The 26,748-nt window shown below is 72.5% G+C and carries 23 protein-coding genes and 1 tRNA gene; 11 read left to right on the forward strand and 13 right to left on the reverse strand.

From position 1 onward, the window contains the following. Nucleotides 1–149: 149 nt before the first annotated feature. Together AC3ET4_RS04500 and speB are read right to left on the reverse strand one after the other, a co-directional pair. Complete coding sequence (locus AC3ET4_RS04500) at nt 150–3,926, reverse strand: ABC transporter ATP-binding protein (RefSeq protein ID WP_431946244.1); 3,777 nt, start codon at nt 3,924–3,926, stop codon at nt 150–152. Between the two features lie 385 nt (nt 3,927–4,311). Continuing rightward, entirely contained in the window at nt 4,312–5,274 is a 963-nt protein-coding gene (gene speB / locus AC3ET4_RS04505; protein ID WP_431946119.1) for an agmatinase, read from the reverse strand. A 457-nt stretch (nt 5,275–5,731) separates the two neighbouring features. Here speB and AC3ET4_RS04510 point away from each other — a divergent pair, with 457 nt between their 5' ends. Next, complete coding sequence (locus tag AC3ET4_RS04510) at nt 5,732–6,538, forward strand: phosphatase (protein ID WP_431946246.1); 807 nt, start codon at nt 5,732–5,734, stop codon at nt 6,536–6,538. 54 nt (nt 6,539–6,592) lie between these two features. Here the strand turns inward: AC3ET4_RS04510 and AC3ET4_RS04515 are convergent, their stop codons facing one another. From AC3ET4_RS04515 to AC3ET4_RS04525, 3 genes are read right to left on the reverse strand one after another with little or no spacing between them, the layout of a single operon-like run. Next, a complete protein-coding gene (locus tag AC3ET4_RS04515; protein WP_431946121.1) occupies nt 6,593–7,474 on the reverse strand; it encodes an acyl-CoA thioesterase in 882 nt (293 codons plus the stop codon). A 32-nt stretch (nt 7,475–7,506) separates the two neighbouring features. Next, nucleotides 7,507–8,664, reverse strand: coding sequence for an acyl-CoA dehydrogenase family protein (locus AC3ET4_RS04520; protein ID WP_431946123.1), 1,158 nt, complete (start codon nt 8,662–8,664; stop codon nt 7,507–7,509). A gap of 50 nt (nt 8,665–8,714) precedes the next feature. Then, entirely contained in the window at nt 8,715–9,338 is a 624-nt protein-coding gene (locus tag AC3ET4_RS04525) for an SACE_7040 family transcriptional regulator (protein WP_431946125.1), read from the reverse strand. A gap of 141 nt (nt 9,339–9,479) precedes the next feature. Between AC3ET4_RS04525 and AC3ET4_RS04530 the strand changes: the two genes are divergently transcribed. The 6 genes from AC3ET4_RS04530 to glmS all read left to right on the forward strand — a co-directional run bounded on the left by AC3ET4_RS04530 (nt 9,480) and on the right by glmS (nt 17,460). After that, nucleotides 9,480–11,108 (forward strand): carboxyl transferase domain-containing protein, encoded by a 1,629-nt coding sequence (locus AC3ET4_RS04530; RefSeq protein ID WP_431946127.1) that lies wholly within the window; start codon nt 9,480–9,482, stop codon nt 11,106–11,108. 20 nt (nt 11,109–11,128) lie between these two features. Then, a complete protein-coding gene (locus AC3ET4_RS04535) occupies nt 11,129–13,126 on the forward strand; it encodes an acetyl/propionyl/methylcrotonyl-CoA carboxylase subunit alpha (RefSeq protein ID WP_431946129.1) in 1,998 nt (665 codons plus the stop codon). Beyond that, nucleotides 13,123–14,079 carry a hydroxymethylglutaryl-CoA lyase gene (locus tag AC3ET4_RS04540; RefSeq protein ID WP_431946131.1) on the forward strand — a complete coding sequence of 319 codons (957 nt, stop codon included), beginning with the start codon at nt 13,123–13,125 and terminating at the stop codon, nt 14,077–14,079. The genes AC3ET4_RS04535 and AC3ET4_RS04540 overlap by 4 nt, the downstream gene beginning before the upstream one ends. A 7-nt stretch (nt 14,080–14,086) precedes the next feature. Then, a complete protein-coding gene (locus AC3ET4_RS04545; protein ID WP_431946133.1) occupies nt 14,087–15,253 on the forward strand; it encodes an acyl-CoA dehydrogenase family protein in 1,167 nt (388 codons plus the stop codon). Between the two features lie 73 nt (nt 15,254–15,326). Next, nucleotides 15,327–15,602: a hypothetical protein gene (locus AC3ET4_RS04550; protein ID WP_431946135.1), complete on the forward strand. Its 276-nt coding sequence runs from the start codon at nt 15,327–15,329 to the stop codon at nt 15,600–15,602. A 43-nt stretch (nt 15,603–15,645) separates the two neighbouring features. Next, the gene (gene glmS / locus AC3ET4_RS04555) at nt 15,646–17,460 is read left to right on the forward strand and encodes a glutamine--fructose-6-phosphate transaminase (isomerizing) (RefSeq protein WP_431946137.1); all 1,815 of its coding nucleotides are present in this window, start codon (nt 15,646–15,648) and stop codon (nt 17,458–17,460) included. 81 nt (nt 17,461–17,541) lie between these two features. Here glmS and AC3ET4_RS04560 read toward each other — a convergent pair whose 3' ends face one another. Both AC3ET4_RS04560 and AC3ET4_RS04565 read right to left on the reverse strand, forming a co-directional pair. Continuing rightward, nucleotides 17,542–18,138: an acetate uptake transporter gene (locus AC3ET4_RS04560; protein ID WP_431946139.1), complete on the reverse strand. Its 597-nt coding sequence runs from the start codon at nt 18,136–18,138 to the stop codon at nt 17,542–17,544. 107 nt (nt 18,139–18,245) lie between these two features. Continuing rightward, nucleotides 18,246–18,767, reverse strand: a complete 522-nt coding sequence (locus AC3ET4_RS04565; RefSeq protein WP_431946141.1) for a universal stress protein — start codon at nt 18,765–18,767, stop codon at nt 18,246–18,248. 714 nt (nt 18,768–19,481) lie between these two features. Here AC3ET4_RS04565 and AC3ET4_RS04570 point away from each other — a divergent pair. The 3 genes from AC3ET4_RS04570 (at nt 19,482) to AC3ET4_RS04580 (ending at nt 21,792) form a co-directional block, all read left to right on the forward strand. Beyond that, complete coding sequence (locus tag AC3ET4_RS04570; protein ID WP_431946143.1) at nt 19,482–21,011, forward strand: helix-turn-helix domain-containing protein; 1,530 nt, start codon at nt 19,482–19,484, stop codon at nt 21,009–21,011. A 5-nt stretch (nt 21,012–21,016) separates the two neighbouring features. Next, nucleotides 21,017–21,628, forward strand: coding sequence for an oligoribonuclease (gene orn / locus AC3ET4_RS04575; protein ID WP_431946145.1), 612 nt, complete (start codon nt 21,017–21,019; stop codon nt 21,626–21,628). A 91-nt stretch (nt 21,629–21,719) separates the two neighbouring features. Further along, nucleotides 21,720–21,792 (forward strand) — tRNA-His (locus tag AC3ET4_RS04580). Nucleotides 21,793–21,964: 172 nt separating this feature from the next. Here AC3ET4_RS04580 and AC3ET4_RS04585 read toward each other — a convergent pair. Both AC3ET4_RS04585 and AC3ET4_RS04590 read right to left on the reverse strand, forming a co-directional pair. Next, nucleotides 21,965–22,474: a flavoprotein gene (locus AC3ET4_RS04585; RefSeq protein ID WP_431946146.1), complete on the reverse strand. Its 510-nt coding sequence runs from the start codon at nt 22,472–22,474 to the stop codon at nt 21,965–21,967. Nucleotides 22,475–22,541: 67 nt separating this feature from the next. Then, nucleotides 22,542–22,751 carry a hypothetical protein gene (locus AC3ET4_RS04590; protein ID WP_431946148.1) on the reverse strand — a complete coding sequence of 70 codons (210 nt, stop codon included), beginning with the start codon at nt 22,749–22,751 and terminating at the stop codon, nt 22,542–22,544. 123 nt (nt 22,752–22,874) lie between these two features. Between AC3ET4_RS04590 and AC3ET4_RS04595 the strand changes: the two genes are divergently transcribed. Beyond that, nucleotides 22,875–23,648: an isocitrate lyase/PEP mutase family protein gene (locus tag AC3ET4_RS04595; RefSeq protein WP_431946150.1), complete on the forward strand. Its 774-nt coding sequence runs from the start codon at nt 22,875–22,877 to the stop codon at nt 23,646–23,648. Nucleotides 23,649–23,655: 7 nt separating this feature from the next. On the opposite strand, the gene AC3ET4_RS04600 is transcribed toward AC3ET4_RS04595, so the two are convergent. From AC3ET4_RS04600 to AC3ET4_RS04615, 4 genes are all read right to left on the reverse strand, one after another. Continuing rightward, a complete protein-coding gene (locus AC3ET4_RS04600) occupies nt 23,656–24,159 on the reverse strand; it encodes a pyridoxamine 5'-phosphate oxidase family protein (protein WP_431946152.1) in 504 nt (167 codons plus the stop codon). A gap of 56 nt (nt 24,160–24,215) precedes the next feature. Beyond that, nucleotides 24,216–24,404: a hypothetical protein gene (locus tag AC3ET4_RS04605; protein WP_431946154.1), complete on the reverse strand. Its 189-nt coding sequence runs from the start codon at nt 24,402–24,404 to the stop codon at nt 24,216–24,218. Between the two features lie 207 nt (nt 24,405–24,611). Then, nucleotides 24,612–25,640: a LacI family DNA-binding transcriptional regulator gene (locus tag AC3ET4_RS04610; RefSeq protein ID WP_431946156.1), complete on the reverse strand. Its 1,029-nt coding sequence runs from the start codon at nt 25,638–25,640 to the stop codon at nt 24,612–24,614. A 208-nt stretch (nt 25,641–25,848) separates the two neighbouring features. After that, the gene (locus AC3ET4_RS04615; RefSeq protein ID WP_431946158.1) at nt 25,849–26,610 is read right to left on the reverse strand and encodes a GNAT family N-acetyltransferase; all 762 of its coding nucleotides are present in this window, start codon (nt 26,608–26,610) and stop codon (nt 25,849–25,851) included. Nucleotides 26,611–26,748: the final 138 nt, after the last annotated feature.

Genomic DNA, 26,748 nt, shown 5'->3' on the forward strand with positions numbered 1-26,748 from the left:
GGGCGGCGGGGCCGACGGGCGTGCGATGCGCCCGTCGGCCCCGCACGCGTCCGCACCACTCGGGCATGGGGTGCGGTGCAGTACGCGGCCCGGACCACCGGTCCGGGCCGTGCTGCGGCTACGCCTACGGCTGCCCGCGCGAGGACGTCCTAGACGACGGCCTCGCTGTTCTCGTCCTCGCCGACGAAGGTGCGCCACAGCTCGGCGTAGCGGCCGTCGGCGGCGAGGAGTTGCTCGTGCGTGCCGTCCTCGACGACCCGGCCGTGGTCGAGGACGACGACCCGGTCGGCGCGCGCGGCGGTGGTGAGCCGGTGGGCGACGACCAGGGTGGTGCGGCGGACGGCGAGCCGGTCGGCGGCCTGGTTGACCAGCGCCTCGGTGGCCAGATCCAGGGCCGCTGTGGCCTCGTCGAGCAACAGGACGTCCGGGTCGACCAGCTCGGCGCGGGCCAGGGCGATCAACTGCCGCTGCCCGGCGGAGAGGTTGCGGCCGCGCTCGGAGACGGTGTGCAGATAGCCGCCGTCCAGGGTGGCGATCATGTCGTGGGCGCCCACGGCACGCGCCGCCGCCTCCACCTCGGCGTCGGTCGCGTCCATCCGCCCGTAGGCGATGGCGTCGCGGACTGTCCCCTCGAAGAGGTACGCCTCCTGCGGGACCACGCCGAGCCGCTGCCGGTAGCCGGTCAGGTCGAGTTCGCGGATGTCCTGGCCGTCGACCAGGACGGCGCCCGAGGTCGGGTCGTAGAACCGGGCGACCATCTTGACCAGAGTCGACTTGCCCGCCCCCGTCTCACCGACGAAGGCCACCGTCTGGCCCGCGGGGATGCGCAGATCGATCCCGGTCAGCGCCTCGGCGCCGTCCTCGGTGTAGCGGAAGTGGACGTCTCGGAAGGCGATCTCGCCGCGCAGCCTGCCGACGTCGCGCGGGGACTTCGCGGGCGGGGTGGTGGTCGGCGTGCGCAGCAGCTCGCGGATGCGGCCCAGGGACACCGACGCCTGCTGGTAGCCGTCGAAGACCTGGGAGAGCTGCTGGACCGGTGAGAAGAACAGGTCGATGTAGAGCAGGTACGCCACCAGGGCGCCGGCGGTGAGGGTGCCCACGCCGATCCGGTGGGCGCCGACGATCAGGACCAGGGCGGCGGCGACACTGGACAGCAGCTGCACGAAGGGGAAGTAGACCGAGATCAGCCACTGGCCGCGCACCCGTGCCTGGCGGTAGGCGTCGCTGCGGCCGGCGAACCGCTCGGCGCCGCCGCGCTCGCCGCGGAAGGCCTGCACGACGCGGAGGCCGGCGACGTGCTCCTGCAGGTCGGCGTTGACGACGCTGACCCGTTCCCGGGCGAGCTCGTAGGCCTTCACGGACTTGCGGCGGAAGACCCAGGTGGCGACGAACAGCACGGGCAGGGTGGCGAAGACGATCAGGGCGAGCTCGACGTCGATCACCAGCAGCGCGACCAGGATGCCGAGGAAGGTGAGCACGCTGACCAGCGCGGTGACCAGGCCGGTCTGCAGGAACGTCGACAGCGCGTCGACGTCGGTCGTCATCCGGGTCATGATGCGGCCGGTCAGCTCGCGCTCGTAGAAGTCGAGGCCGAGCCGGTGCAGGTGGGCGAAGATCTTCACGCGGAGCATGTAGAGCACGCGCTCGCCGGTGCGGCCGGTCAGGCGCGTGGAACCCCACTGCGCGACCCACTGCGCGGCGACCACGACGAGGCCCAGCAGCGCGGCCGCCCAGACGGCGCCGAGAGCGGCCTGCCGCACACCCGAGTCGATGCCGTGCCGGACCAGGACCGGCAGGAGCAGCCCGGCCAGCGCGTCCACGGCGACGAACACCAGGCTCAGCAGCAGGGGTCCCCGGAAGCCGCGCAGCAGACTGCGCAGACCGAAGTCCTTCTCGACGGCGGCCGCCGCCTCCTCGTCGACGTCCGGGGTGTCCAGGGCCGGGGGCAGTGCCGCCACCTGGGCCAGCAGCTCCGGGGTGGCGGGCATGCCGGCCATGGCCGCGGCCATGCCTCCCGGGCCGCCGCGCACGGCTGCCGGGGAGGGCCCGGCCTGGGCCCCTCCGGTGTCCTCGCCCCGGTGCCGCCGGTCCTGCGGCCACAGGGCCGGGGTCACGCCGCCCACGGCGGGCCGCTCGGCGCCGGTTCCTGCCGCCGAATCGGCGACCGTGCGCTCGCCGGACCAGTCGGTCAGGGGCACGACCTCACCGGCGGGGTCGTGCGTGACGACGTCCGAGCCGAGCTCGTCGGGGTCGGTGAGCAGACGCCGGTACAGGGCACAGCGCGCCTCCAGCTCCTCATGGGTGCCCACGTCCACCAGGCGTCCGGCCTCCAGGACGGCGATCCGGTCGGCGAGGGCGAGAGTCGAGCGCCGGTGGGCGATGAGCAGAGTGGTGCGGCCCGCCATCACCTCGCGCAGCGCGTCGTGGATCTCGGCCTCGACACGGGCGTCGACGGCGGAGGTCGCGTCGTCGAGGACGAGCAGCCGCGGGTCGGTGAGGATGGCGCGGGCCAGGGCGACGCGCTGGCGCTGGCCGCCGGAGAGGGTGAGTCCCTGTTCACCGACGACGGTGTCGTACCCCTCGGGCAGGGCACTGATGAACTCGTCCGCCTGGGCGTGCCGGGTCGCGGTGAGGACCTGGTCGTCGGTGGCGTCGGGGTGGCCGTAGGCGATGTTGGCGCGCACGGTGTCGGAGAACAGGAAGCTGTCCTCCGGCACGAGCCCGATGGCGTCGCGCAGGGAGTCGAAGGTGAGGTCGCGCACATCGTGGCCGCCGACGCGGACGGCGCCGCCGGTCACGTCGTAGAAGCGGGGCAGCAGCAAGGAGACCGTCGACTTGCCGCTGCCGGAGGCGCCGACGACGGCGACGGTCTCGCCGGGCTCGACGGTGAGCGAGAAGTCGTCCAGCACGGGGCGGGTGCGGTCGTAGCCGAAGGTGACGTGGTCGAACTCGACGGTGGCCGGGGCCTCGGGGGGCAGCTGCTCGCTGCCCTCCTCGAGGCTGGGCCGGGTGTCGATCAGCTCGGTGACGCGCTCGACGCCGGCCCGGGCCTGCTGGCCGACGGTGAGCATCATCGTGAGCATCCGCACCGGCCCGGTCAGCTGCGCGAGGTAGGTCGAGAACGCGACGAAGGTGCCGAGGGTGATCTGGCCCTGTACGGCCATCCAGCCGCCGAGCGCCAGCATCCCGACCTGCCCGAGCGAGGGCACGGCCTGCAGGGCGGGGCTGTAGCGCGCGTTGAGCCTGACGGTGCGCAGCCGTCCCGCGAAGAGCCGCTCGCTGACCGCGCGCAGCTTGGACATCTCCTGCTGCTCCTGGCCGAAGCCCTTGACGACGCGAACACCGGTGACCGAGCCGTCCACGATGCCGGCGACGGCGGCGGCCTGGCCCTGGGCGTACCAGGTGGCGGGGAAGAGCCGCTTGCGGCTGCGGTCGGCCAGGAACCACAGGGCGGGCGCGACGGCGAGTGCGATCACGGTGAGCAGCGGCGAGAGCACGAACATCACGACGAGCGACAGCAGGAACAGCAGCACGTTGCCGATCATCATGGGAGCCATGAAGAGCAGGCCCTGGATGAGCTGCAGGTCGCTGGTGGCCCGGCCGACGACCTGACCGGTGTTGAGCTCGTCCTGGCGTGCGCCGTCCAGCCGGGTGAGCGAGTGGAACATGTCGGTGCGCAGGTCGTGCTGGACGTCGAGGGCGAGTCTGCCGCCGTAGAAACGACGCAGGAATGTCAGCAGGTAGACCGCGACCGCCGCAGCGACCAGCACGAACGCCCAGGGCGCGAGCGGCTTGTCGTGCTTGACGATGACGTCGTCGATGATCAGCTTCGGGACGAGCGGCACGAGGGCCATCACGGCCATGCCACCGAGCGAGGAGCCCAGCGCGAGAGTGACGTTCCCCCGGTAGCGCCAGCAGTAGCCCATCAACCGCCGCAGCCACCCCCCGCCCGGCGCGGCCTCCCCGGACTGCCCGGTGCGCCCGGCCTGTCTGGACTTCGCTTCCTCGCCCCTCGTCGCCACCCGGTGTCCTCCCGTTCCGTACTTTGCGCCGGAGGATCACAACACCCCGCACCGCTGATTTCATCCTCCCGCGACAAAACTACGACGAGGGTCTGACAGCGCTCGGTCCCGGGTCTCACGACGAAGGGTGCCGAAACGCTTCTTCAGCGGCGGGAACAGGGCGGTGACGCACGCGCGTGGCGCTCCCCGCCGCCCCTGCGCGCGTGCGGCGGGAAGGCGGCAGGAGGAGACGGGCGGGCGGCGGCCCGACGGCGGGGAGCCGGCGCCGGGCCGCCGCCGCCTCGCCCGCTCAGGCGCGGTCCGCCGCGATCCGCCGGGTCATGATCGTGGTCAGTTCGTACGCGGTGTGGGAGGCCGCGACGCTGGTGATCTCGGCGTGGTCGTAGGCCGGGGCGACCTCGACCACGTCGGCGGAGACCAGGTTGCAGGAGGCCAGACCGCGCAGGATCTCGAGCAGCTCGCGGGAGGTGATGCCGCCGGCCTCGGGGGTGCCGGTGCCCGGGGCGTGGGCCGGGTCGAGGACGTCGATGTCGACGGAGATGTAGAGGGGGCGTCCGCCGATGCGCTCGCGCAGCTGCTGGGCGACCTCGTCGGCGCCACGCCGGTAGACGTCGGCGGAGGTGACGATGCCGAAGCCCATCTTCTCGTCGTCGGTGAGGTCCTGCTTGCCGTACAGCGGGCCCCGGGTGCCGACGTGGGAGAGGGCCGAGGTGTCGAGGACGCCCTCCTCCACGGCCCGGCGGAACGGGGTGCCGTGGGTGTACTCGGCCCCGAAGTAGGTGTCCCAGGTGTCGAGGTGGGCGTCGAAGTGGAGCAGGGCGACCGGGCCGTGCTTGCGGGCCATGGCGCGCAGCAGGGGCAGCGAGATGGTGTGGTCGCCGCCGAGGGTCATCAGGCGTGCGCCCGTGTCGAGCAGGTCGTCGGCGGCGGCCTGGATGGTCTCGACGGCCTCGTTGATGTCGAACGGATTGGCGGCGATGTCGCCGGCGTCCGCGACCTGGGCGAGCGCGAAGGGCGAGGCGTCCTGCGCCGGGTTGTACGGACGCAGCAGGCGGGAGGCCTCCCGGATCGCGTTGCCGCCGAAGCGGGCGCCGGGACGGTAGGAGACGCCGGCGTCGAAGGGCACGCCGACCACGGCGACGTCGACGCTGCCGACCTCGTCGAGGCGCGGGAGCCGCGCGAACGTGGCGGGGCCGGCGTACCGCGGGGTGCGGGAGGAGTCGACGGGACCGCGCGGTTCGGTGCTGCTCATAGGTGACTGCCTTCTTCCCTGCGCCTTATCAGCTTCTGCTCGTTTTGTGACCTTATCCGACTGGCATGGGGCGGCGTCGCGTCGAGAGCAGTCCGCATCCCGGCCGGACAGCCGATGGTCCGGCGCACGGCCGCCGCTCCCCCGGGCTTCTCCCGCGGTGACGATAGATGGCCGGGCAGCAGCGCTGAAGTGTACGTTTCCTCCCCCCTCACCAGACCGGACAGAGGAATCGCACATGACTCCCCCGCGTCAGGACCTGGCGCCGCCCCTGCCGCCGATCTCGCTCACCACTCTGCTCGCCCTGCCCGACCTCGGGCTGCGCCAGGTCGCGGGACCGTCCACCGCCGACCGGGACGTCCGCGTCCAGTGGGTGCACGCCACTCCCGGCGCCCGGGTCGAGGTAACGGACCGGCGTCGATCGGCGGCCGCCCGCACGCACGTCCGACGGCAGGTGACAATGGGGGGCATGCTGCCCCATGTCACCGTGCCGTCCCGCAAGGCCCTCGCCGACCACCTCGTACGCACGCGCATAGCGGGCGACGTCGCCACCCCCCGGGAGAACAACCGCTCCCACTACCGCAGACTCGCCGAGGGCGACCGCCACTACTGGCTCGGCCTGGAGTTCGGCGACCGCTGGACGGACGAGGAGGCGGTGCTGGCGGTCATGGCCGAGCGCTGCGGGGTCGTGGCCGACCCCGGCCACCTCCAGGGGCAGGACACCATCGACCCCGAACTGACGATCGGCGCCCTGGACCGCGCCGCCCGGATGATCTGCAAGGCCATGGAGGGCGGGCGGCGCGTGCTGTTCGCCACCGGCCACCCCGGCGGCCTGCTGGACGTCCACCGCACCCTGGCCGCCGCCGTACGGGAGGCCGGGGCGGAGGTCGTCGCGATCCCCGGTGGGCTGTCCACCGAGGAGGGCGGCGTCTTCCAGTTCTGCGACGTGGCCATGCTGGAGCGCGGCGCCACCCTGTGGCACACCCACTCCCCCGGCCCGATGGCGGCGGTCCTGGACGCCCTGGCCGCGCAGGGCCGGCCGCTGCCCGACCTGGTCGTGGCCGACCACGGCTGGGCGGGGTGCGCCGGGCAGCGCGGCATCGACGCGATCGGGTTCGCCGACTGCAACGACCCGGCGCTCTTCCTCGCGGAGGCGGAGGGCACCGTCGCGGTGACCGTCCCGCTCGACGACCACGTCACCGATCCGCGCCACTACGACCCGATGACCGCCTACCTGCTGGACGCCGCGGGCCTGACCGGCGCGTAGACGGCGCCCCGGGGCGCCGTCCTCCCGGTGCCCGTGGGACTGCGGCCCCGAGGCTCAGTCCCGCGGGACCCGGACGACGCCCTCCTGGATGACGGAGACGGCGAGTCGTCCGTCCTGAGTGTGGATGCGCGCGGTGCCCAGCCCGCGTCCGCCGGAGGCGGAGGGGCTCTGCTGGTCGTACAGCAGCCATTCGTCGGCCCGGAAGGGCCGGTGGAACCACATGGCGTGGTCCAGGCTGGCGCCCACCACGTCGCCCACCGCCCAGCCACCGCGCCCGTGGGCCAGCAGCACGGAGTCCAGCAGCGTCATGTCCGACACGTAGGTGGCGAGGCAGACATGGAGCAGCGGGTCGTCGGCGAGCTTGCCGTTGGTGCGGAACCACACCTGGGAACGGGGTTCGCTCGGCCCGTTCCCGGCAGCAAGGAACGGCGGGGCGCCGACGTAGCGCAGGTCGACCGCGGCGCGCGCCTCCAGCAGCCGCTCCACGACCGAGGGGCCGGGGAACCGGTCCCGGTGCTGGAGCAGCAGTTCCTCGCTGGTGGGCAGGGTCTCCGGATCCGGCGCCGGCGGCATCGGCTCCTGGTGGTCCAGCCCGTCCTCGTACGTCTGGAAGGACGCGGACAGGTGGAAGATCGGCTGTCCGTGCTGCACCGCGACCACCCGGCGGGTGGTGAAGGAGCGGCCGTCGCGGATGCGGTCGACCTGATAGACGATCGGCGCGCCCGGATCCCCCACGCGGAGGAAGTAGGCGTGCAGGGAGTGGGCGTCGCGTCCCTCCGGGACCGTGCGCCCCGCCGCGACCAGCGCCTGTGCGGCGACCTGGCCCCCGAAGACGCGGGGGACGACGGCGGGGCGGCTGGCGCCTCGGAAGATGTCCTGCTCGATCCGTTCCAGGTCGAGCAGTTCGAGCAGGGACTGCAGTGCGCGGCTGGTCACGTGTGTCTCTCGGGGGCGGGCGCTCGGTGCGGTCACAGCCCCATCGACTTGGCGATGATCGTCTTCATGACCTCACTGGTGCCGCCGTAGATGCGGTGCACGCGGTTGTCCGCGTACAGACGGGCAATGGGGTATTCCAGCATGTAGCCGTAGCCTCCGTGCAGTTGGAGGCAGCGATCGATGACCTTGGCGGCTGTCTCGGTGCAGAAGAGCTTGGCGCGCGCGGCGTCGGCCGCGGTGAGGTCGCCCTGCTCGTGCGCCTCCAGGGCGCGGTCGACGACGGCCTGCATGGCGTCGACGTCGGAGGCGCACTCGGCGAGCGTGAACTTGGTGTTCTGGAACTCGGCGACGGCCTTCCCGAAGACCTTGCGGTCGCGCACGTACTGGGTGGCGAAGCGGACGGCGGCGTCGGCCTGGGCATAGGAGCCGACCGCGATCGCGAGGCGCTCGACCGGCAGATTGTGCGCCAGGTAGGAGAAGGCCCTGCCCTCCTCTCCCAGCAGGTCCGCGACGGGGACCTTGACGTCGGTGAAGGACAGCTCCGCGGTGTCGGAGGTTCGCAGGCCGATCTTCTCCAGCTTGCGTCCGACGGCGTAGCCCTCGCTCGCGGTGTCGACGGCCAGGATCGACAGGCCGTGGCGGCGGTCCTCCGGGGTGGCGGGCGAGGTGCGGCAGACGACCAGCACGCGATCGGCGACCACGCCGCCGGTGATGAAGGTCTTCGCGCCGTTGAGGACGTAGTGCGTGCCGTCCTCGGAGAGCCTGGCGGTGGTGGTCATGCCGGCCAGGTCCGAACCGGTGCCGGGCTCGGTCATGGCGATGGCGGTCATCATCTCGCCGCTGACGAAGTCCGGCAGCCAGCGCTTCTTCTGCTCCTCGCTCGCGAACTCGAGGATGTACGGGAGCACCAGGCCGGTGTGCACGCCGCTGCTGCCGAAGCTGACGCCTGCGCGGGCGCACTCCTCGGTGACCACGGCGCTGAACTTCCAGCCGGTGACGCCGGCGCCGCCGTACTCCTCGGGTACCTCGATGCCGAAGATGCCCAGCTCGCCCAGGCGCCGGTAGAAGTCGCGGGGCGGGTGCCCAGCCTCCTCCCACTCGGGGTAGACGGGCACGACCTCGCTCGCGATGAAGTCCCGGATCATCTCCCGGAAGGCCTCGTGGTCCTCGTTGAACACCGTGCGACGCACTGGGCGCCTCCTTCGCAGACCGAACCGCACACCGAGCGATAAGCAAGCGCTCAGTAAGTTACGTCCCGGTCGTGCGGGCTGTCCAGAGCGGCGAAGGCCCCCAGGGCGAGCCGGTGCAGCAGCCCCGCGGTCGCCGCCCGCCCGGGCAGGCCCCCGTGGGAGCCGAGGTGCGGGGTGGAGTTCAGCAGACCGAAGACCGCGTGCACGGCCGCCCGGACCTCGGACTCGGCCGCCCCGGGGTACACCTCGCTCACCACCGCGACCCACTGCTCGACGTACTGGCGCTGCAACTGGCGCACGAGCTTGCGGTCGGAGTCGCGGAGCCGGTCCAGCTCGCGGTCGTGGAGGATGATCAGCGCCCGGTCGTCCAGCGCGAAGTCGATGTGGCCGCGGACCAGGGCATCCAGGGCGGCGGCTGCGCCGTCAGCCTCGGCGACGCGCATGCGGCCCGCCGCGTGCAGCCGGCCGCTGATGCCGACGAGCAACTCGGCGAGCATCGCGTCCTTGCCCGCGAAGTGCCGGTACAGCCCCGGGCCGCTGATGCCGACGGCCGCCCCTATCTCGTCCACGCCGACCCCGTGGAACCCGCGCTCGGCGAAGAGCCGAGCTGCCTCCCTCAGGATCTGGTCGCGCCTGCCACTGGCGGCCCTGGCCGCCGTCCTTGTGGGCTCCACACCGCACCTTTCCGCGAGCCGTCCGGTCTGCGGACGCCTCCCGCGATCTCATCGTCCTACCATTCTAGACAGCCGCGTTAACGACCGCTAACGTGGTGGAGGACACGTTAACGACCGCTAACTCATCCGGGGGCCCGTGACATGGAAGCACCCGTCCTCGCCAGCGCCGCGGAACCGGCGAGCGAGGCCTACCGCGCCAACGAGAAGGCGCACGCCGAGCTCTCCGCACGGCTGCGCGAGAAGCTCGCCGCGGCCGCGCTCGGCGGCGGCGAGAAGGCCCGCGCCCGGCACACCGCGCGCGGCAAGCTGCTCCCCCGCGACCGGGTGGACGGGCTGCTCGACCCCGGATCGCCCTTCCTGGAGCTCGCCCCGCTGGCCGCCGACGGCATGTACGAGGGCCAGGCCCCGGCGGCCGGCGTCGTCGCCGGGATCGGCCGGGTCAGCGGCCGCGAGGTCGTGATCGTCGCCAACGACGCCACCGTCAAGGGCGGCACCTACTACCCGATGACGGTCAAGAAGCACCTGCGCGCCCAGGAGATCGCCCTGGACAACCGCCTGCCGTGCGTCTACCTGGTCGACTCCGGCGGCGCCTTCCTGCCGAAGCAGGACGAGGTCTTCCCCGACCGCGACCACTTCGGGCGGATCTTCTTCAACCAGGCCACCCTCTCCGCCCGCGGCATCCCGCAGATCGCCGCCGTCCTCGGCTCCTGCACCGCGGGGGGCGCCTACGTCCCCGCCATGAGCGACGAGGCGGTGATCGTCCGCGGCCAGGGCACGATCTTCCTCGGCGGCCCGCCGCTGGTGAAGGCCGCCACCGGCGAGGTGGTCACGGCGGAGGAGCTCGGCGGGGGCGAGGTGCACTCCCGCACCTCGGGCGTCACCGACCACCTGGCCGAGGACGACGCCCACGCGCTGCGCATCGTGCGGAGCATCGTGGCGACCCTGCCCGCCCGCGGCGCACTGCCGTGGACGGTCGAGCCCGTCGAGGAACCCGCCGTCGACCCGGCCGGGCTCTACGGCGCGGTCCCGGTCGACCCGCGCACCCCCTACGACGTCCGCGAGGTCGTCGCCCGCCTCGTCGACGGCAGCCGCTTCGCGGAGTTCAAGGCCGAGTACGGCACGACGCTGGTCACCGGCTTCGCCCGGATCCACGGCCACCCCGTGGGCATCGTCGCCAACAACGGCATCCTGTTCTCCGAATCCGCCCAGAAGGGCGCGCACTTCATCGAGCTGTGCGACCAGCGCGGCATCCCGTTGCTCTTCCTGCAGAACATCTCGGGCTTCATGGTGGGCCGGCAGTACGAGGCGGGCGGCATCGCCAAGCACGGTGCCAAGATGGTCACCGCGGTGGCCACCACCCGGGTGCCCAAGCTGACCGTGGTCGTCGGCGGCTCCTACGGCGCGGGCAACTACTCGATGTGCGGCCGCGCCTATTCACCTCGCTTCCTGTGGATGTGGCCCAACGCCAAGATCTCCGTGATGGGCGGTGAGCAGGCGGCCTCGGTGCTGGCCACCGTCAAGCGCGACCAGATCGAGGCGGCCGGCGACAGCTGGGCGGCGGAGGAAGAGGAGCGTTTCAAGGCCCCCATCCGCGCCCGGTACGAGGAGCAGGGCAACGCCTACTACGCGACGGCACGGCTGTGGGACGACGGGGTCATCGACCCCCTGCAGACCCGTCAGGTGCTGGGGCTGGCCCTGACCGCCTGCGCCAACGCGCCGATTCCGCAACGCGATCCACAGGCGCCGGGCTTCGGCGTCTTCCGGATGTAGGGGGCACTGAGATGTCAGCGATGTTCGACACCGTCCTGGTGGCCAACCGCGGCGAGATCGCCGTCCGCGTCATCCGCACCCTGCGGCAGCTCGGGATCCGTTCGGTCGCCGTCTTCAGCGACGCCGACGCCGGGGCCCGCCATGTCCGCGAGGCCGACACCGCCGTGCGCATCGGCCCGGCCGCGGCCACCGAGAGCTACCTGTCGATCGACCGGCTGCTCGAGGCGGCCGCCCGCACCGGTGCCCAGGCCGTGCACCCCGGTTACGGCTTCCTGGCCGAGAACCCCGCCTTCGCCCGTGCCTGCGCGGACGCCGGTCTCGTCTTCGTCGGGCCGCCCGCCCGGGCCGTAGAGCTCATGGGCGACAAGATCCGCGCCAAGGAGACCGTCAGCGAGGCCGGGGTCCCGGTGGTGCCGGGCAGCAGCGGGAGCGGGCTCACCGACGAGCAGTTGACGGCCGCCGCCCTGGAGATCGGCACGCCGGTGCTGCTCAAGCCCTCCGCCGGCGGCGGCGGCAAGGGCATGCGCCTGGTGCGCGACCCGGACCTGCTCGCCGAGGAGATCGCCGCCGCCCGGCGCGAGGCGCGCGGCTCCTTCGGGGACGACACCCTCCTGGTGGAACGGTGGATCGACCGTCCCCGGCACATCGAGATCCAGGTGCTGGCCGACGGCCACGGCAACGTGGTGCACCTCGGCGAACGCGAATGCTCACTGCAGCGCCGCCACCAGAAGGTGATCGAGGAGGCCCCCTCGGTCCTGCTGGACGAGGCGACCCGGGCGGCCATGGGCGCCGCCGCCGTCCAGGCCGCGCTGTCCTGCGGTTACGTCGGCGCGGGCACCGTGGAGTTCATCGTCCCGGGCGCCGACCCGTCCGCCTACTGCTTCATGGAGATGAACACCCGCCTCCAGGTCGAGCACCCGGTCACCGAACTGGTCACGGGGCTGGACCTGGTGGAGTGGCAGCTGCGGATCGCCGCGGGCGAGCGGCTCTCCTTCGGCCAGGACGAGGTCGCCCTGACCGGCCACGCGGTCGAGGCCCGGATCTGCGCCGAGGTGCCCTCCCGCTCGTTCCTGCCCTCGGCGGGCACCGTGCTGGCGCTGGGCGAGCCCGGCGGTGAGGGCGTGCGCGTCGACTCCGGACTCCTGACGGGCAGTGAGATCGGCACGTTCTACGACCCCATGCTCGCCAAGGTCATCGCGCACGGACCCGACCGCCCGACGGCGCTGCGCCGGCTGCGGGCCGCCCTCGCCCGGACGACCGTGCTGGGCCTGGAGACCAACACCGGTTTCCTGCGCCGTCTGCTGGCCCATCCCGACGTCGTCTCCGGCGAGCTGGACACCGGTCTGATCGACCGGGAGCTCGCGGGTCTGGTGCCCGCGGAGGTCCCCGCCGAGGTGTACGCGGCCGGCGCGCTGCTGCGCCACGCGGCCCTGGAACCGACGGCCGACGGGGGCTGGCGGGATCCCTTCTCCGTGCCCAGCGGCTGGCGGCTCGGCGGGCAGCCTGCCTGGACCGACCACTGGCTGCGCGTGCCGGGGTCCGAGGCCGTGCGGGTCCGCGTCCGCGGCAGAGCCCAGGAGGCCGAGGTGCGTATCGGCGAGGCCGCCGCGGTGAGCGCCCGGCTGTTCCCCGGCACCGGGCAGCGGATCACCCTCGAATGGGACGGCGTCACGCATGCCTTCGAGCACGCGGACGACTGGTTCGGCAGGGACGGCGACTCCTGGGCCCTGCAGCCGTACGACCCGGTCGAAGCCGCGCTGCGCGGCGCCGCGGGCGCGGGCGGCGTGGACACCCTCGCCGCCCCCATGCCGGGCACGGTGACCGTCGTCAAGGTCGCCAAGGGCGACAAGGTCACCGCAGGCCAGAGCCTGCTCGTGGTGGAGGCGATGAAGATGGAGCACGTCATCACCGCCCCCCACGACGGCACCGTCACCGAGATCGACGTGACCCCGGGCGGCACGGTCGCCATGGACCAGGTACTCGTCGTCGTCACCCCGCACCAGGAGGAGGTGGCATGACAGCCGTCGAACGCACCGCGGGTCTGCCCATGTCCGTGCCGATGGACGGGCTGCCGCGGCAGGTGCGCGTCCACGAGGTCGGGGCACGCGACGGGTTGCAGAACGAGAGGGCCACGGTGCCCACCGAGGTCAAGGCGGAGTTCGTGCGCCGCCTGGCCCGCGCCGGGCTGACCACGATCGAGGCGACCAGCTTCGTGCACCCCGCATGGGTGCCCCAACTCGCCGACGCCGAGCAGCTGATGCCTCTGCTGCACGATCTCGGCGGCGGCGTCCGGTTGCCCGTGCTGGTGCCCAACCGGCGCGGCCTGGATCGGGCTCTGGCCCTGGGGGTGCGCGAGGTCGCCGTCTTCGGCAGCGCGACCGAGTCCTTCGCGAAGGCCAACCTCAACCGCACGGTCGACGAGTCGCTGGAGATGTTCGCGCCGGTCGTCGCCACCGCCAAGGAGGCGGGAGCGAGGGTGCGCGGCTATCTGTCGATGTGCTTCGGCGACCCCTGGGAGGGCCCCGTGCCCGTCGCGCAGGCCGCCGCGGTGGCTCGCCGGCTCCACGACCTGGGCTGCGACGAGCTCAGCCTCGGCGACACCATCGGCGTCGCCACCCCCGGTCACGTCGTGGCGCTGCTGGACGCCCTCACCGGCCTGGGCGTGCCTGTCGAACGACTCGCCGTCCACTTCCACGACACCTACGGCCAGGCCCTGTCCAACACCCTGGCCGCCCTCCGGCGCGGCGTGACCGTCGTCGACGCATCCGCCGGCGGCCTCGGCGGCTGCCCGTACGCCAAGAGCGCCACCGGGAACCTCGCCACCGAAGACCTGGTCTGGATGCTCGACGGCCTCGGCGTCGAGACCGGGGTCGATCTCAGCCGCCTCACCGCCACCAGCGTGTGGATGGCGGAGCAGTTGGGCCGACCGAGCCCGTCCCGTACCGTCCGCGCCCTCTCCCACCAGGAGTGACCCTGCCATGACGACCGCCCACCGGCTTCCCGCCGAGTACGAGGAACTGCGCCGCACGGTCGAGCAGTTCGCGCACGACGTCGTCGCGCCGAAGATCGGCGAGTTCTACGAGCACGACGAGTTCCCCTACGAGATCATCCGCGAGATGGGCCGCATGGGCCTGTTCGGGCTGCCCTTCCCCGAGGAGTACGGCGGCATGGGCGGCGACTACTTCGCCCTCTGCGTCGCCCTCGAGGAGCTCGCCCGGGTCGACTCCTCCGTGGCGATCACCCTGGAGGCGGGGGTCTCGCTCGGCGCCATGCCGGTCTTCCGCTTCGGCACCGAGGAGCAGAAGCGCGCATGGCTGCCGCGGCTGACCTCCGGCGAGCAGCTGGGCGCCTTCGGGCTGACCGAGCCGGACTGCGGCTCGGACGCCGGCGGCACCCACACCACGGCCCGGCTGGACGAGGCGACCGGCGAGTGGGTGATCAACGGCACCAAGAGCTTCATCACCAACTCGGGCACCGACATCACCGCCCTGGTCACGGTCACGGCAGTCACCGGGCGCAAGGAGGACGGCCGCCCGGAGATCTCCTCGATCATCGTGCCGTCCGGCACCCCGGGCTTCACGGTGTCGAAGAAGTACAGCAAGGTGGGCTGGAACGCCTCCGACACCCGGGAGCTGTCCTTCGCGGACTGCCGCGTGCCCGCCGCCAACCTGCTGGGCGAGCGCGGCCGGGGCTACGCCCAGTTCCTGCGCATCCTGGACGAGGGCCGGATCGCCATCGCGGCGCTGGCCACAGGGCTGGCCCAGGGCTGCGTGGACGAGTCGGTCGCCTACGCCAAGGAGCGCACGGCGTTCGGCCGTCCGATCGGCGGCAACCAGGCCATCGCCTTCAAGCTCGCCGACATGGAGACGCGCGCCCACACCGCCCGGCTGGCCTGGCGTGACGCCGCCTCGCGGCTGGTGGCGGGCGAGCCCTTCAAGAAGGAGGCGGCGATGGCCAAGCTCTACTCCTCGGAGATCGCGGTCACCAACGCCCGCGAGGCCACCCAGGTGCACGGCGGCTACGGCTTCATGAACGAGTACCCCGTCGCCCGCATGTGGCGCGACTCGAAGATCCTGGAGATCGGCGAGGGCACCAGCGAGGTGCAGCGCATGTTGATCGCGCGCGAATTGGGCCTTCCGGCGTAGTTCTCACCCTCCCTCTGCCCGATTTCGGGCAGGAATCTTGCGATCAGCGTCCCTTCTCCCTCAGTATCATCCGGTGCTCGAACGCCGGACGACCCACGACGATCTTGTCGACCACCTGGTGCGGACCACGCCGCTGCAACACGGCGAGGCCGCCCGGGTCGTCCTGGACGTCCTGGCGTACTTCGACGAGCCGGCCGAGGACTTCGTGCGGCGCCGACACCGCGAGCTGCAGGCCAAGGGCCTGCAGAACACGGAGATCTTCGAACGGATCACGGCCGAGCTGCCGCACCGGGCGGTCGCCCCGCCCGAGTACTCCCTGCGGCAGCTGCGCCGCATCGTCTACGGCTGACAGCGAGACCGGGGCGCCTCGGCGACCGGAAAAGGACGGAAGCATGTGCGGAATCGTCGGTTACATCGGGAAGCGTGATGTCGCCCCGCTGCTGCTGGAGGGCCTGCAGCGGCTGGAGTACCGCGGTTACGACTCCGCGGGCGTCGTGATCTCCGGCAGGTCCGGGGGGCTCAAGGCCGTCAAGGCCAAGGGCCGGGTCCGCGAGCTCGAGGCGCGGATCCCCAAGCGCTTCGCCGGGACCACCGGCATAGCCCACACCCGTTGGGCCACCCACGGCGCCCCGAGCGACGAGAACGCGCACCCCCACCTCGACACCGAGGGCAGGGTCGCCGTCGTCCACAACGGCATCGTCGACAACGCTTCCGAGCTGCGCGCGAAGCTGGAGGCCGACGGCGTGGTCTTCGCCTCGGAGACCGACACCGAGGTCATCACCCACCTCGTCGCCCGCTCCCAGGCCGAGTCCCTGGAGGAGAAGGTCCGCGAGGCGCTGAAGGTCATCGAGGGCACCTACGGCATCGCCGTCATGCACGCCGACTTCCCCGACCGGATCGTCGTGGCCCGCAACGGCTCGCCGGTGGTCCTCGGCATCGGCGAGAAGGAAATGTTCGTCGCCTCCGACGTCGCCGCGCTGATCTCCCACACCCGCCAGGTCGTCACTCTCGACGACGGCGAGATGGCCACCCTCAAAGCCGACGACTTCCGCACCTGCACGACCTCGGGCACCCGCACCACGGCCACCCCCGAGACCGTGGAGTGGGAGGCCGCCTCCTACGACATGGGCGGCCACGACACCTACATGCACAAGGAGATCTGCGAGCAGCCCGACGCGGTCGACCGCGTGCTGCGCGGCCGGATCGACGACAAGTTCTCCACCGTCCACCTCGGCGGCCTGAACCTCGACGCCCGCGAGGCCCGCGGCATCCGCCGGGTGAAAATCCTCGGCTGCGGGACCTCGTACCACGCCGGTCTGATCGGCGCCTCGCTGATCGAGGGCCTGGCTCGTATCCCGGCCGACTCCGAGCCGGCCTCGGAGTTCCGCTACCGCAACCCGGTCGTGGACCCGGACACCCTCTACGTCGCCGTCTCGCAGTCCGGTGAGACCTACGACGTCCTGGCGGCCGTCCAGGAACTCAAGCGCAAGGGCGCCCGCGTCCTGGGCGTGGTGAACGTGGTGGGCTCCGCGATCGCCCGTGAGACCGACGGCGGCGTGTACGTGCACGCCGGCCCGGAGGTCTGCGTCGTCTCCACCAAGTGCTTCACCAACACCGTCGTCGCCTTCACGCTGCTCGCCCTGCACCTGGGCCGCATCCGGGACCTCTCGGTGGCCGACGGCAAGCGGATCATCGAGGGACTGCGGAAGCTGCCCGCGCAGATCCAGGAGATCCTCGCCCGGGAAGAGGACATCGCGAAGCTGGCGGCCGAGTACGCGGACGCCACGTCGATGATGTTCATCGGCCGGGTGCGCGGCTACCCGGTGGCGCTGGAGGCGTCGCTGAAGCTGAAGGAGATCTCCTACATCCACGCCGAGGCGTACCCGGCCTCCGAGCTCAAGCACGGCCCGCTGGCCCTGATCGAGCCGGCGATGCCGACCGTCGCGATCGTCCCGGACGACTCGCTGCTGGAGAAGAACCGCGCCGCGATGGAGGAGGTCAAGGCCCGCAGCGGCCGCATCCTGGCCGTCGCGCACCAGGAGCAGGCGAAGGCCGACCACACGATCGTCGTCCCCAAGAACGAGGACGAGCTCGACCCGATCCTGATGGGCATCCCGCTCCAGCTGGTGGCGTACCACACGGCGCTGGCCCTGGGCCGGGACATCGACAAGCCGCGGAACCTCGCGAAGTCCGTCACCGTCGAGTAGGCCCCGGGGGACCCGCGGGCGGACGACGAGGCACCCCGCGCCGAAGGGCGCGGGGTGCCTCGCCTCCGCCCTCCCCGGGGTTCAGGCCGCGGACCCGCGGTGCGGCAGGGGCAGCCGCCAGCCGTCCGCGAGAGCACGCCGGCCCCACGCGGCGTTGGTGAGCAGCGCGGTCCCGCCGTACCAGGCGACCGCGCCTGCCGCGAGGCCCACCCAGCCGGCCGTCTTGCCGAGGCCGCCGCTGGAGGCGAGAGCCGCGATGCCGGACAGGGCCGTGGCCAGGGTCAGCAGCCCGAAGACCGCCTGCGCCACCCCGCCCATCTGCCAGGCCGCCAATGTCAGGCTGAGCGCCAGCAGCGCCCACAGGAGCATGAAGAGCCCGGCGGCCTCGCTGCTCGCCCCGGCCCCGGACCCCGCCGACCAGGTCACCCAGAAGGCGCCCAGTGCGGCGAAGGCGGTGCCGGTGAAGCCGTTGCCTCCGTAGAACTCCCACATGCCGGCGACGAATTGCGTCACGCCGCCGACGACGAGAGCGAGCCGCGCGGTGTCCGCCGCCGCGGCGTTGTCGATGACGCCGGTGCTGAACAGCCCGAAGGCGATCAGCGTCAGGCCGAGTGCCAGATATCCCAGAGCCGTCGCGCCGGCTCCTGAGGTGCGTGCCGTGGAGACGTCGTTGTCCACCGCGGGCCCCCTTCGTGTACGAGGGAAGAGACTGCTGACGAGATACCCTTCACAAGGGCACAAGCAATCCCGCGATGGACGGATTCACGGCATCGTGCATCGAATCGTTATGGAATGACCACGACAGGCCGCTGTGCGCGCCGGGCGAGGCGTCCGGCGACCGAGCCGAAGATCTTGCCGATGATCCCGTGCGTGCCGCCCACCACGATGGCGTCGGCCTCGTACTCCCGGCCGACCTCCTCCAATTCGTGGCAAATGTCGCCGCCGCGCTCCACCAGGATCCACGGCACCTCCGACAGGTGGTCGGCGCAGGCGAGTTCCAGGCCGAGCACCTCGGTGCGGTGGTCGGGGACGTCGACGAAGACCGGCGGCTCGCAGCCCGCCCATACGGTCGCCGGGAGCCGGTTGGCGACATGCACGATGATCAGCGCGGAACCGGACCGGCGCGCCATGCCGATGGCGTACGCGAGAGCCCGTTCGCTCGACACGGAGCCGTCAAAACCGACGACCACGCCGTGCCGGAACGCGGGATCACAGGAAGAGCGCGGCTCGCAGTCCGCCTCGGGTACCGCCGCCGATTCGGCGAGCGGCTTTCCGTCGGCGGGCTCGGGGAGCTCGTAACCGGCCATGATGCGGTTTCTCGGCAAGGTCGGCGCCGGGAGCGCCGAGTGGGCGGACAACAACACTGCGGGGGCCGCGGGACCGGCCTGGATTCGACCGGTAAGGGGCTGCCCTTCCCGCTGACTCCAGAGTACGGCGACCGGAGACCTCTGCACAGATGTGCAGGTGCCCTCACAGCGTCCCCCTACCCCGGAGTTTCCGAGAGAATGCCGGAGCGGACGGCCCGACGCAACGTCCCGTCACCAACCGGACAAGTCACCCCGCGCCCCGGCCTCTCCCACTGTCCGCCTCCGGCCATATCCGGAATCGTCCTAGCGGCCTCCGTACGGACAGGGGGCGCACGCGCGCATCGGCCACTCACGGGGCGTACGACGGGGCGCTGACCAGGGGCGCGTACTGGCCTTCCCGCCATTTTCAGCCAACTTCCCTGTGCGTTCCGGCACTTGGCATCATGATCGGCGACCTTCGCCACCCCTGGGACGGAAGCGGAATGAAGGGGCGCACGGGCGTTGTGCGCCGGTTCGGCTCCCGGAAGGCGCACTTCCCGAAGGGAACGCTTCGTGATCGAATGCTTCACGCCACGTGGTCATGTCGACATACCGGCAGGTGGTGAACTTGCCACTGCGGGTACTGCGGAACCAGTAGATTCGATCTTGAGCGGCGACAGCGGGGGACCCGTGCAGGACCGAGAGGACCAGACGACCGAGGGGGGCTTGAGCTCCATGACACAGGAGTCCAGGACCGGCACCATGGCGGAGATCCAGTCGGCCGCCGGCATGTCCACCGCACTGTCCGCACCGGCGGGCTCGCCGGCCGTCCCGCACATCGCGGGACCGTCCGTCACCCCGGTGGCGTCCGCCGCCCCGGCGAGCGCCTCCGTGGGGCACGGCCCGTCCACCACCGCCCAGCAGGGCCGCGGGCCACGGGCGTTGTCGGCGCGACGCCGTCAGGAGGTCGTGGCGGTACTGCTGTTCAGCGGCGGCCCCATCTTCGAGAGCTCCATCCCCCTGTCCGTGTTCGGCATCGACCGCCAGGACGCGGGCGTGCCCCGCTACCGGCTGCTGGTCTGCGCCGGCGAGGACGGCCCGCTGCGCACCACCGGCGGCCTGGAGTTGACCGCCCCGTACGGGCTGGAGGCGCTGTCACGCGCCGGCACGGTCGTCGTGCCCGCCTGGCGCTCGATCTCGCAGCCGCCGCCCGCCGAGGCGCTGGACGCGCTGCGCCGCGCCCACGAGGAGGGCGCCCGCATCATCGGGCTGTGCACCGGCGCCTTCGTGCTCGCCGCCGCGGGACTGCTGGACGGCCGCCCCGCCACCACGCACTGGATGTACGCGCCGACCCTGGCCAAGCGCTACCCGTCCGTCCATGTCGACCCGCGCGAGTTGTTCGTCGACGACGGCGACATCCTCACCAGCGCCGGCACCGCCGCGGGCATCGACCTGTGCCTGCACGTCGTACGGAGCGACCACGGCGGCGAGGCCGCCAACGCGCTCGCCCGCCGGCTCGTGGTGCCGCCGCGCCGCGGCGACTGGGGCGGCCAGCCCCGCCACCTCGACCGCTCTTTACCCGAGGAGATCGGCGGCGATCCGCTCGCCGAAGTCGTCGCCTGGGCGCTGGAGCACCTGCACGAGCAGTTCGACGTGGAGACCCTGGCCGCCCGCGCCTACATGAGCCGCCGCACCTTCGACCGGCGTTTCCGCACGCTCACCGGCAGCGCCCCCCTGCAGTGGCTGATCACCCAGCGTGTGCTGCAGGCGCAGCGGCTGCTGGAGACCTCCGACTACTCCGTGGACGAAGTCGCCGCACGCTGCGGCTTCCGCTCACCCGTCGCGCTGCGCGGTCACTTCCGCCGACAGCTCGGCGCCTCCCCCGCCTCGTACCGGGCGGCCTACCGGGCCCGGCGTCCTCAGGACGAGCCGGACACCGCCGGAATCGCCGCCCGGGAGAAGCGCGGCGCCGAGGCGGCCGGCGGGCAGGTCCTGGCACCGCGGCGCGGCCCGCTGCCCCTCGCGGACCGCGTGGGCGCCGGGGGCCCGCAGAACCCGGGCCCTGCGGGTTCCGGCACCGGGCCGGGCGCGCTCCGGACCGACGGGGAACCGCCCTATGCCGCGCGCATCCCGGAGCAGCCCGGGAGCCGTTTCGAGCTCCGCGAGCCGCACGGCCTCCGGCGTCCGCGAGGTGACCGGTCCGCCCGCGACGGACGCGGTCGTGGCGCGACTATGCCTGCGCCTCGGGATCGCCCCGTAGGGTGAGACGTATGAACGACCGGATGGTGTGGATCGACTGCGAGATGACCGGGCTCTCCCTGGCCCAGGACGCTCTGATCGAGGTGGCGGCGCTCGTCACCGACTCGGAGCTCAATGTGCTCGGTGAGGGGGTGGACATCGTCATCCGTCCCCCGGCCGAGGCCCTGGAGAGCATGCCGGAGATCGTCCGCACGATGCACACCGCCTCCGGACTGCTCGAGGAGCTCGACGGCGGTGTGGCGCTGGAGGAGGCGGAGAAGCTCGTCCTGGACTACATCCGCCAGTACGTGCCCGAGCCCCGCAAGGCGCCGCTGTGCGGGAACTCCGTCTCCACCGACCGCGGCTTCCTCGCCCGCGACATGCCCGCCATCGAGCAGCACCTGCACTACCGCATCGTCGACGTCTCCTCCATCAAGGAGCTGGCCCGGCGCTGGTACCCGCGCGCCTACTTCGCCAGCCCGGAGAAGAACGGCAACCACCGCGCCCTCGCCGACATCCGCGAGTCCATCGCGGAGCTGCGCTACTACCGCGAGGCGGTCTTCGTGCCGCAGCCCGGGCCCGACACGGAGACGGCGCGCTCGATCGCCGCGAAGTACGTTCTGCCTGCCGAAACGGCGGAGTGATCGACCCGCGGAAAACGTGGCGGCGAGCACCCCGCCGGACCCTGTACACTTTTTCTCGGCCGGTGCGCAGCAGTGAGAAGCGCCGGTCGTGGTGGGTGTAGCTCAGCTGGTAGAGCACCTGGTTGTGGTCCAGGATGTCGCGGGTTCGAGTCCCGTCACTCACCCTGATGACCGAGGGGCCGGTCCGCGAAAGCGGACCGGCCCCTCGTCGTGTGCCCGGAGGCCACCGGTAGCCCGGGGGCCGCTGGTGCCCTGCGATCCCTGGCCCTGAGCCTGGGCCCGCGGACGGCAGCCGCAGCCGGACCGCTCGGCCCGGCTGCGGTGCGCAAGATCACGTCAGCCGGCCGCCGCCTCGGCGGCGGCGAGCCCGGGCTGCCAGGGATACGCGGGCTCGGCCCCGGCCTCTTTGAACAGCACCGTGACCCCGGCGGCACGCAGGGTCTCCAGCGAGCGCTCGAACTGCGGGTGCTGCATCAGGGCGGCGCTCACCGACGGCATCGCCACCGCGGGCACGCGCTTGCCGATGCTCTCGGCGAGGACACCGGTCACGAACGTCTCGGTGAGGCCCAGGGCCCATCCGTTGATCGTGTTGAAGGTGGCCGGGGCCACCAGGATCACGTCGGCTGGAGGCCACACCTCGGGCAGCCCGGGCAGTGGGTACTCGTGTCGCACCGGGCGGCCGGTCAGGGCGGCCAGTCCGTCCAGGCTCGGCTCCAGCCAGCGGGCCGCCGTGGGCGTCAGTCCGAGACAGACCTCCCAGCCGCGCACCTGGGCGTCCTCGATGACGCGCGCGACGTCGAAGACGGGTGGGGCGGCGCCGGCGAACAGGTAGAGGGTCCGAGTCATGCGACCCACCCAATCGCGGGAAGTGGATCTTTCGCAACCGTACGCGGAACCGGACGCCCGGCCATCCTCACGGGGACCAGTGGTACTTGCCCCCGCCGAGCCAGCGCACGGCGTGGGGGTCGTCGAAGTCGACGTGCTTCCTTCCGACGTCGTGGGCGATCCGGACGACGTCGAGCAGGTCGTAGGCGACACCGACGGGCTGCCCGTCGATCTGCACGATGCGGAAGGGCGGGTCGCCGGCCTGGACGGGCGACACGACGATCGGGCTGCTGCTCACGTGTCCAGCTTGCGACACCCCGGCACGCTGCGCACCCTAACCGGCTCCCGGGCCCCAGCCCTGTCCGCCCCGCCGCCGCATGTCCCCCGGCGGAGGCGGGGCCGCGCTCGTACCGTGGTGGGCATGAGCACCGAGCCCTCCCGCACGGCCCTCGCCGCCCGGCTGCGCGCCCTGCACGTGCCGGGCGACCCGCTGGTCCTGCCGAACGTCTGGGACGCCGCCTCGGCCCGTGCCGTGGCCGACGCGGGCTTCCCGGTCGTCGCCACCGGCAGCGCGGCCGTGGCGCCGGCCCTGGGGTACGCGGACGAGGAGGACGCTCCCGCGGACGAGATGCTCGCCGCGGTCGCCCGTATCGCCAGGGTCGTCCCCGTACCGGTGACGGCCGACATGGAGCGGGGCTACGGGATGGCGCCCGCGGAACTGGCGGAACGGCTGGCCGCGACCGGCGCCGTCGGCTGCAACCTGGAGGACACCGACCACCGCACGGGGTCGCTGGCCGACGCCGGGCAACAGGCGGAGTACATCGCCGGCCTGCGCGCGGCCGACCCGGAGTTGGTGATCAACGCCCGGACCGACCGCTTCCTCCGAGCGGGCGACCCCGAGGAACGGCTCGCGGACGCGGTGGGGCGGGCACGGACGTATCTGGAGGCTGGCGCGGACTGCGTCTACCCGATCGGGGCGCTGGGCGGGACGACCGTCGGGGCCGTGGTCCAGGCGGTGGACGGCCGCCCGGTCAACGTCCTGTGCCGGCCCGGCGGGCCCTCGCCGGCCCGTCTGGCGGAGTTGGGAGTGGCGCGGATCAGCTTCGGCCACCAGCTCCACCAGCTGGTCCAGGGCTATCTCGCCGGGCTCCTCACCGCCGTCGCACGCGGCGACAGCCCCTTCCCCGTCGACTGACTCCTCATCAGACCTCCGTGCGCGGCGGGGATTCGTCGCTGCCGCGGCGGATCGTCCGCAGTGGACCGCCCGGCCGCCACACCTGCAGCACCAGATCCTCGTCCTCGACATAGGTGCGCACGACCTCGGCGATGTCGGCTCGGAAGAGGTGGAAGGGCCCCTCGGGCACCGTCACTTCGCGGGTGAAGCGGGTGACCGCCGCCGGGTCGGTGACCTCGACGGCGCGTCCGGAGATCCGCACGTCGCCGCCGTCCATGGAGGTGTCCGGGACGGGGTTGCCGTGGAGCGCGAAGCGCGGGTCGCGGCGCAGGTCGAGAGCCTTGCGGGAGCCGGGCATCATGCCGAACCACAGTTCGCCGAGCCGGAACTCGGCCTCGATGCCGCTGAGCCGGGGTGAGCCGTCGGCACGGAGGGTGCCGAGGACGTGGTGCTTGTAGCCGCCGAATCGGTTGCGCACGGTTTCGGCGAGGCCGGGCTGCGCTGTGTGGAAGTGTGTCCAGCTGGTCGTCATGCCGCCATGCTCCCCGGCATACCCGACATCCTCTGTCGGGTATGCCGGGGCCTTGGTCACTCCTCGTTCAGCAGGCGGCGCGCCGGGAAGTCCTGCCGGCCCTGGCGGGCGGCCTGCCAGATCCCGCGCAGGCGGTCCAGCTCGGCCAGTTCGGCACGCGACCAGCTGCGCCGGCCCGCGACGTACCGTCGTATGGCCTCGTTGGCGGCTTCGACGGATCGGCGGTCCAGAACGGTCAGTGGCATGCCTTGATTTTAGGAGAGAGGTATGACAAAGAGCCCTGGTTGACGCCCCGATGGGTCCATGTCACACCGTGAGCCTGCTCACGTGGCGGGGCTCACTCGCGGCGCCCGGGCCCCGTCCTCCGGCGCCGCGGCCGCGTCCCCCGGCGCCGAGGCCGCGGCCGAACGGCGGTCGGGCGGGGGCCGCGTCGGACGGGGCCCGGGCGGCGATCACGCGGACTCGCGGCGCACCAGCTCCGTAGGCAGCACCACGTGACGGCGGGTCGCGGTGCCCGCCGCGATCTCCTCCAGCAGTACCCGCGCCATGGTGCGGCCCATCTCCTCGATCGGCTGCCGCACGCTGGTGAGCGCCGGGTCGGTGTGGCGGGCGATCGCGGAGTCGTCGAAGCCGATCAGCGCGACGTCACCGGGCACGCGCCGGCCCGTCTCACGCAGCACCTGCAGCGCGCCGCTGGCCATGACGTCCGAGGCGGCGAAGACCGCGTCCACGTCGGGACGTCGCCGCAGCAGCGCCCGCATCGCGGCACGGCCGCCCTCCTCGGTGAAGTCGCCGGTCTCGATCAGCGTGTCGTCGCCGGCCAGCCCGGCGTCCTCGACCGCCTGGCGGTAGCCGTCGAGACGGCAGCGGGCCACGTACATGTCCGGGGGCCCGCTGACGGTCGCCACGTTCCGGCGGCCGAGCCCCAGCAGATGGGCCACCGCGGAGCGGGCGCCGCCGACGTTGTCGCAGTCGACGTACGACACCGACTCCAGGTCGGAGCGCCGGCCGTTGAGCACCGCCGGCATCCCCAGCTGCTCCAGCAGGTCGGGCAGCGGGTCGTCCTCGTGCACCGAGACCAGCAGGACGCCGTCGACACGGTGGGCGCTGAGGTACTGGGCGAAGCGCTGCCGTTCCCTGGGGGTCCGCAGCAGGGTGAGCAGCAGCTGCATATCGGTGTCGGCGAGCTCGGCGCCCACGCCGCGGATGATGCCGGAGAAGTACGGCTCGGCGAAGAGCCTGGTCTCCGCCTCCGGGATGACCAGGGCGATCGCGTCCGTCCGGTTGCCCGCCAGGGCGCGCGCCGCGCGGTCGGGGACGTATCCGAGCTCGGCGATGGCGGCCTCGACCGCGGCCTTGGCATGGTCGCTCACCCGGGGCGAACCGTTGATCACCCGGGACACCGTGCCCCGGCCCACTCCCGCACGAGCGGCGACCTCCTCGAGCGTCGGTCTGCCGCTGCGCCGTCGACCCATCACCATCTGCGGTCTCCCCATCACGTCGTGGTAACCGCGCCAACTTAGCGTCTACTGCCTCGACTCCTCGTCGGGAAGTCGAGAGCCTTCGGCATGAGAGATGGGAGCGCTCCCAGAATCAGGGTATGACGGTCGTCCGCACGAAGGCGCGCCTCCTCGCCCGGATGCGGTCCGCGGCCGCCCCCCGCGTCCCTGGTCCCACGAGGGGGGCCGGTCAAGGGCGGGCGAAGCTGTGGAATCGGCCGATCACCGTGAAGCCGCGGCGCACGTACCAGTGCCGGGGCCAGCCGTCCGCGTCGGCGATGAGGAAACGCGTGGAGCAGCCCGCGTCGGCGGCCTGGCGGACCGCCGTGGCCAGGACGGCGTCGGCGTGGCCGCGGCCCAGGTGCTCCTCCGAGGTGATGAGGTCCTCGATCTGGGCGATGCCGGAGGCGCGGTCGGCGTAGAGGTCCGCCCAGGACGCTACCTGGCCCTCAGGTGTCCGCGATCCGATGAAGCGGACGATGTCCGCGCCGCGGCGCCGTGCCTCGCGGCGGTCGACCAACTGCCGGACGGACTCCTCGTCGGCCTCCGGTAGGAAGCCGCGCCAGCGTCGCGCGAGGGGCTCGCGGAAGGCGTCGAGGCCGACTTCCTTGGCGGACCCGCCCTCCGGCACCGGGCCGGTGTGCAGCATCACGAGCTCGGTGGAGTGCGTGTAGCCGGCCCGGATCAGGGGCCCGGCGCAGGCGGTGCCCATGGCGTCGTCCAGGACGGTGATCGCGCGGTGCGCCAGATGGGCCATGGCCTCGTCGGCGAGGGCGGGAAGCGCTTCGGGGTCGACGGCGCCCTCGAGGACCAGGTGGTTGTCGCCGTGCGAGGCCGGGAAGGCCTCGTCGAGGGCGGCGAAGCCGCCGGGGAACTCCACGGTGCGGGCGGCCCGGCGGCGCGCGAAGGCGGCGACGAAGGCGCGGATCCGCGGCATTTCGGGGCCTGTCATGGGGGCAGCCTAGACGGCGCGCCGGGGCCGCGGCCCGGGGCGATCCAACTGTTCGGCCCGGCCGCGGACTTCGCGGACAGGACGGACGCGCTCGCGGACTCGCCGCGGAGCCTGCCCGCGGTCGAGGACGCGATCGTG

The organism is Actinacidiphila sp. bgisy167, assembly GCF_057707665.1.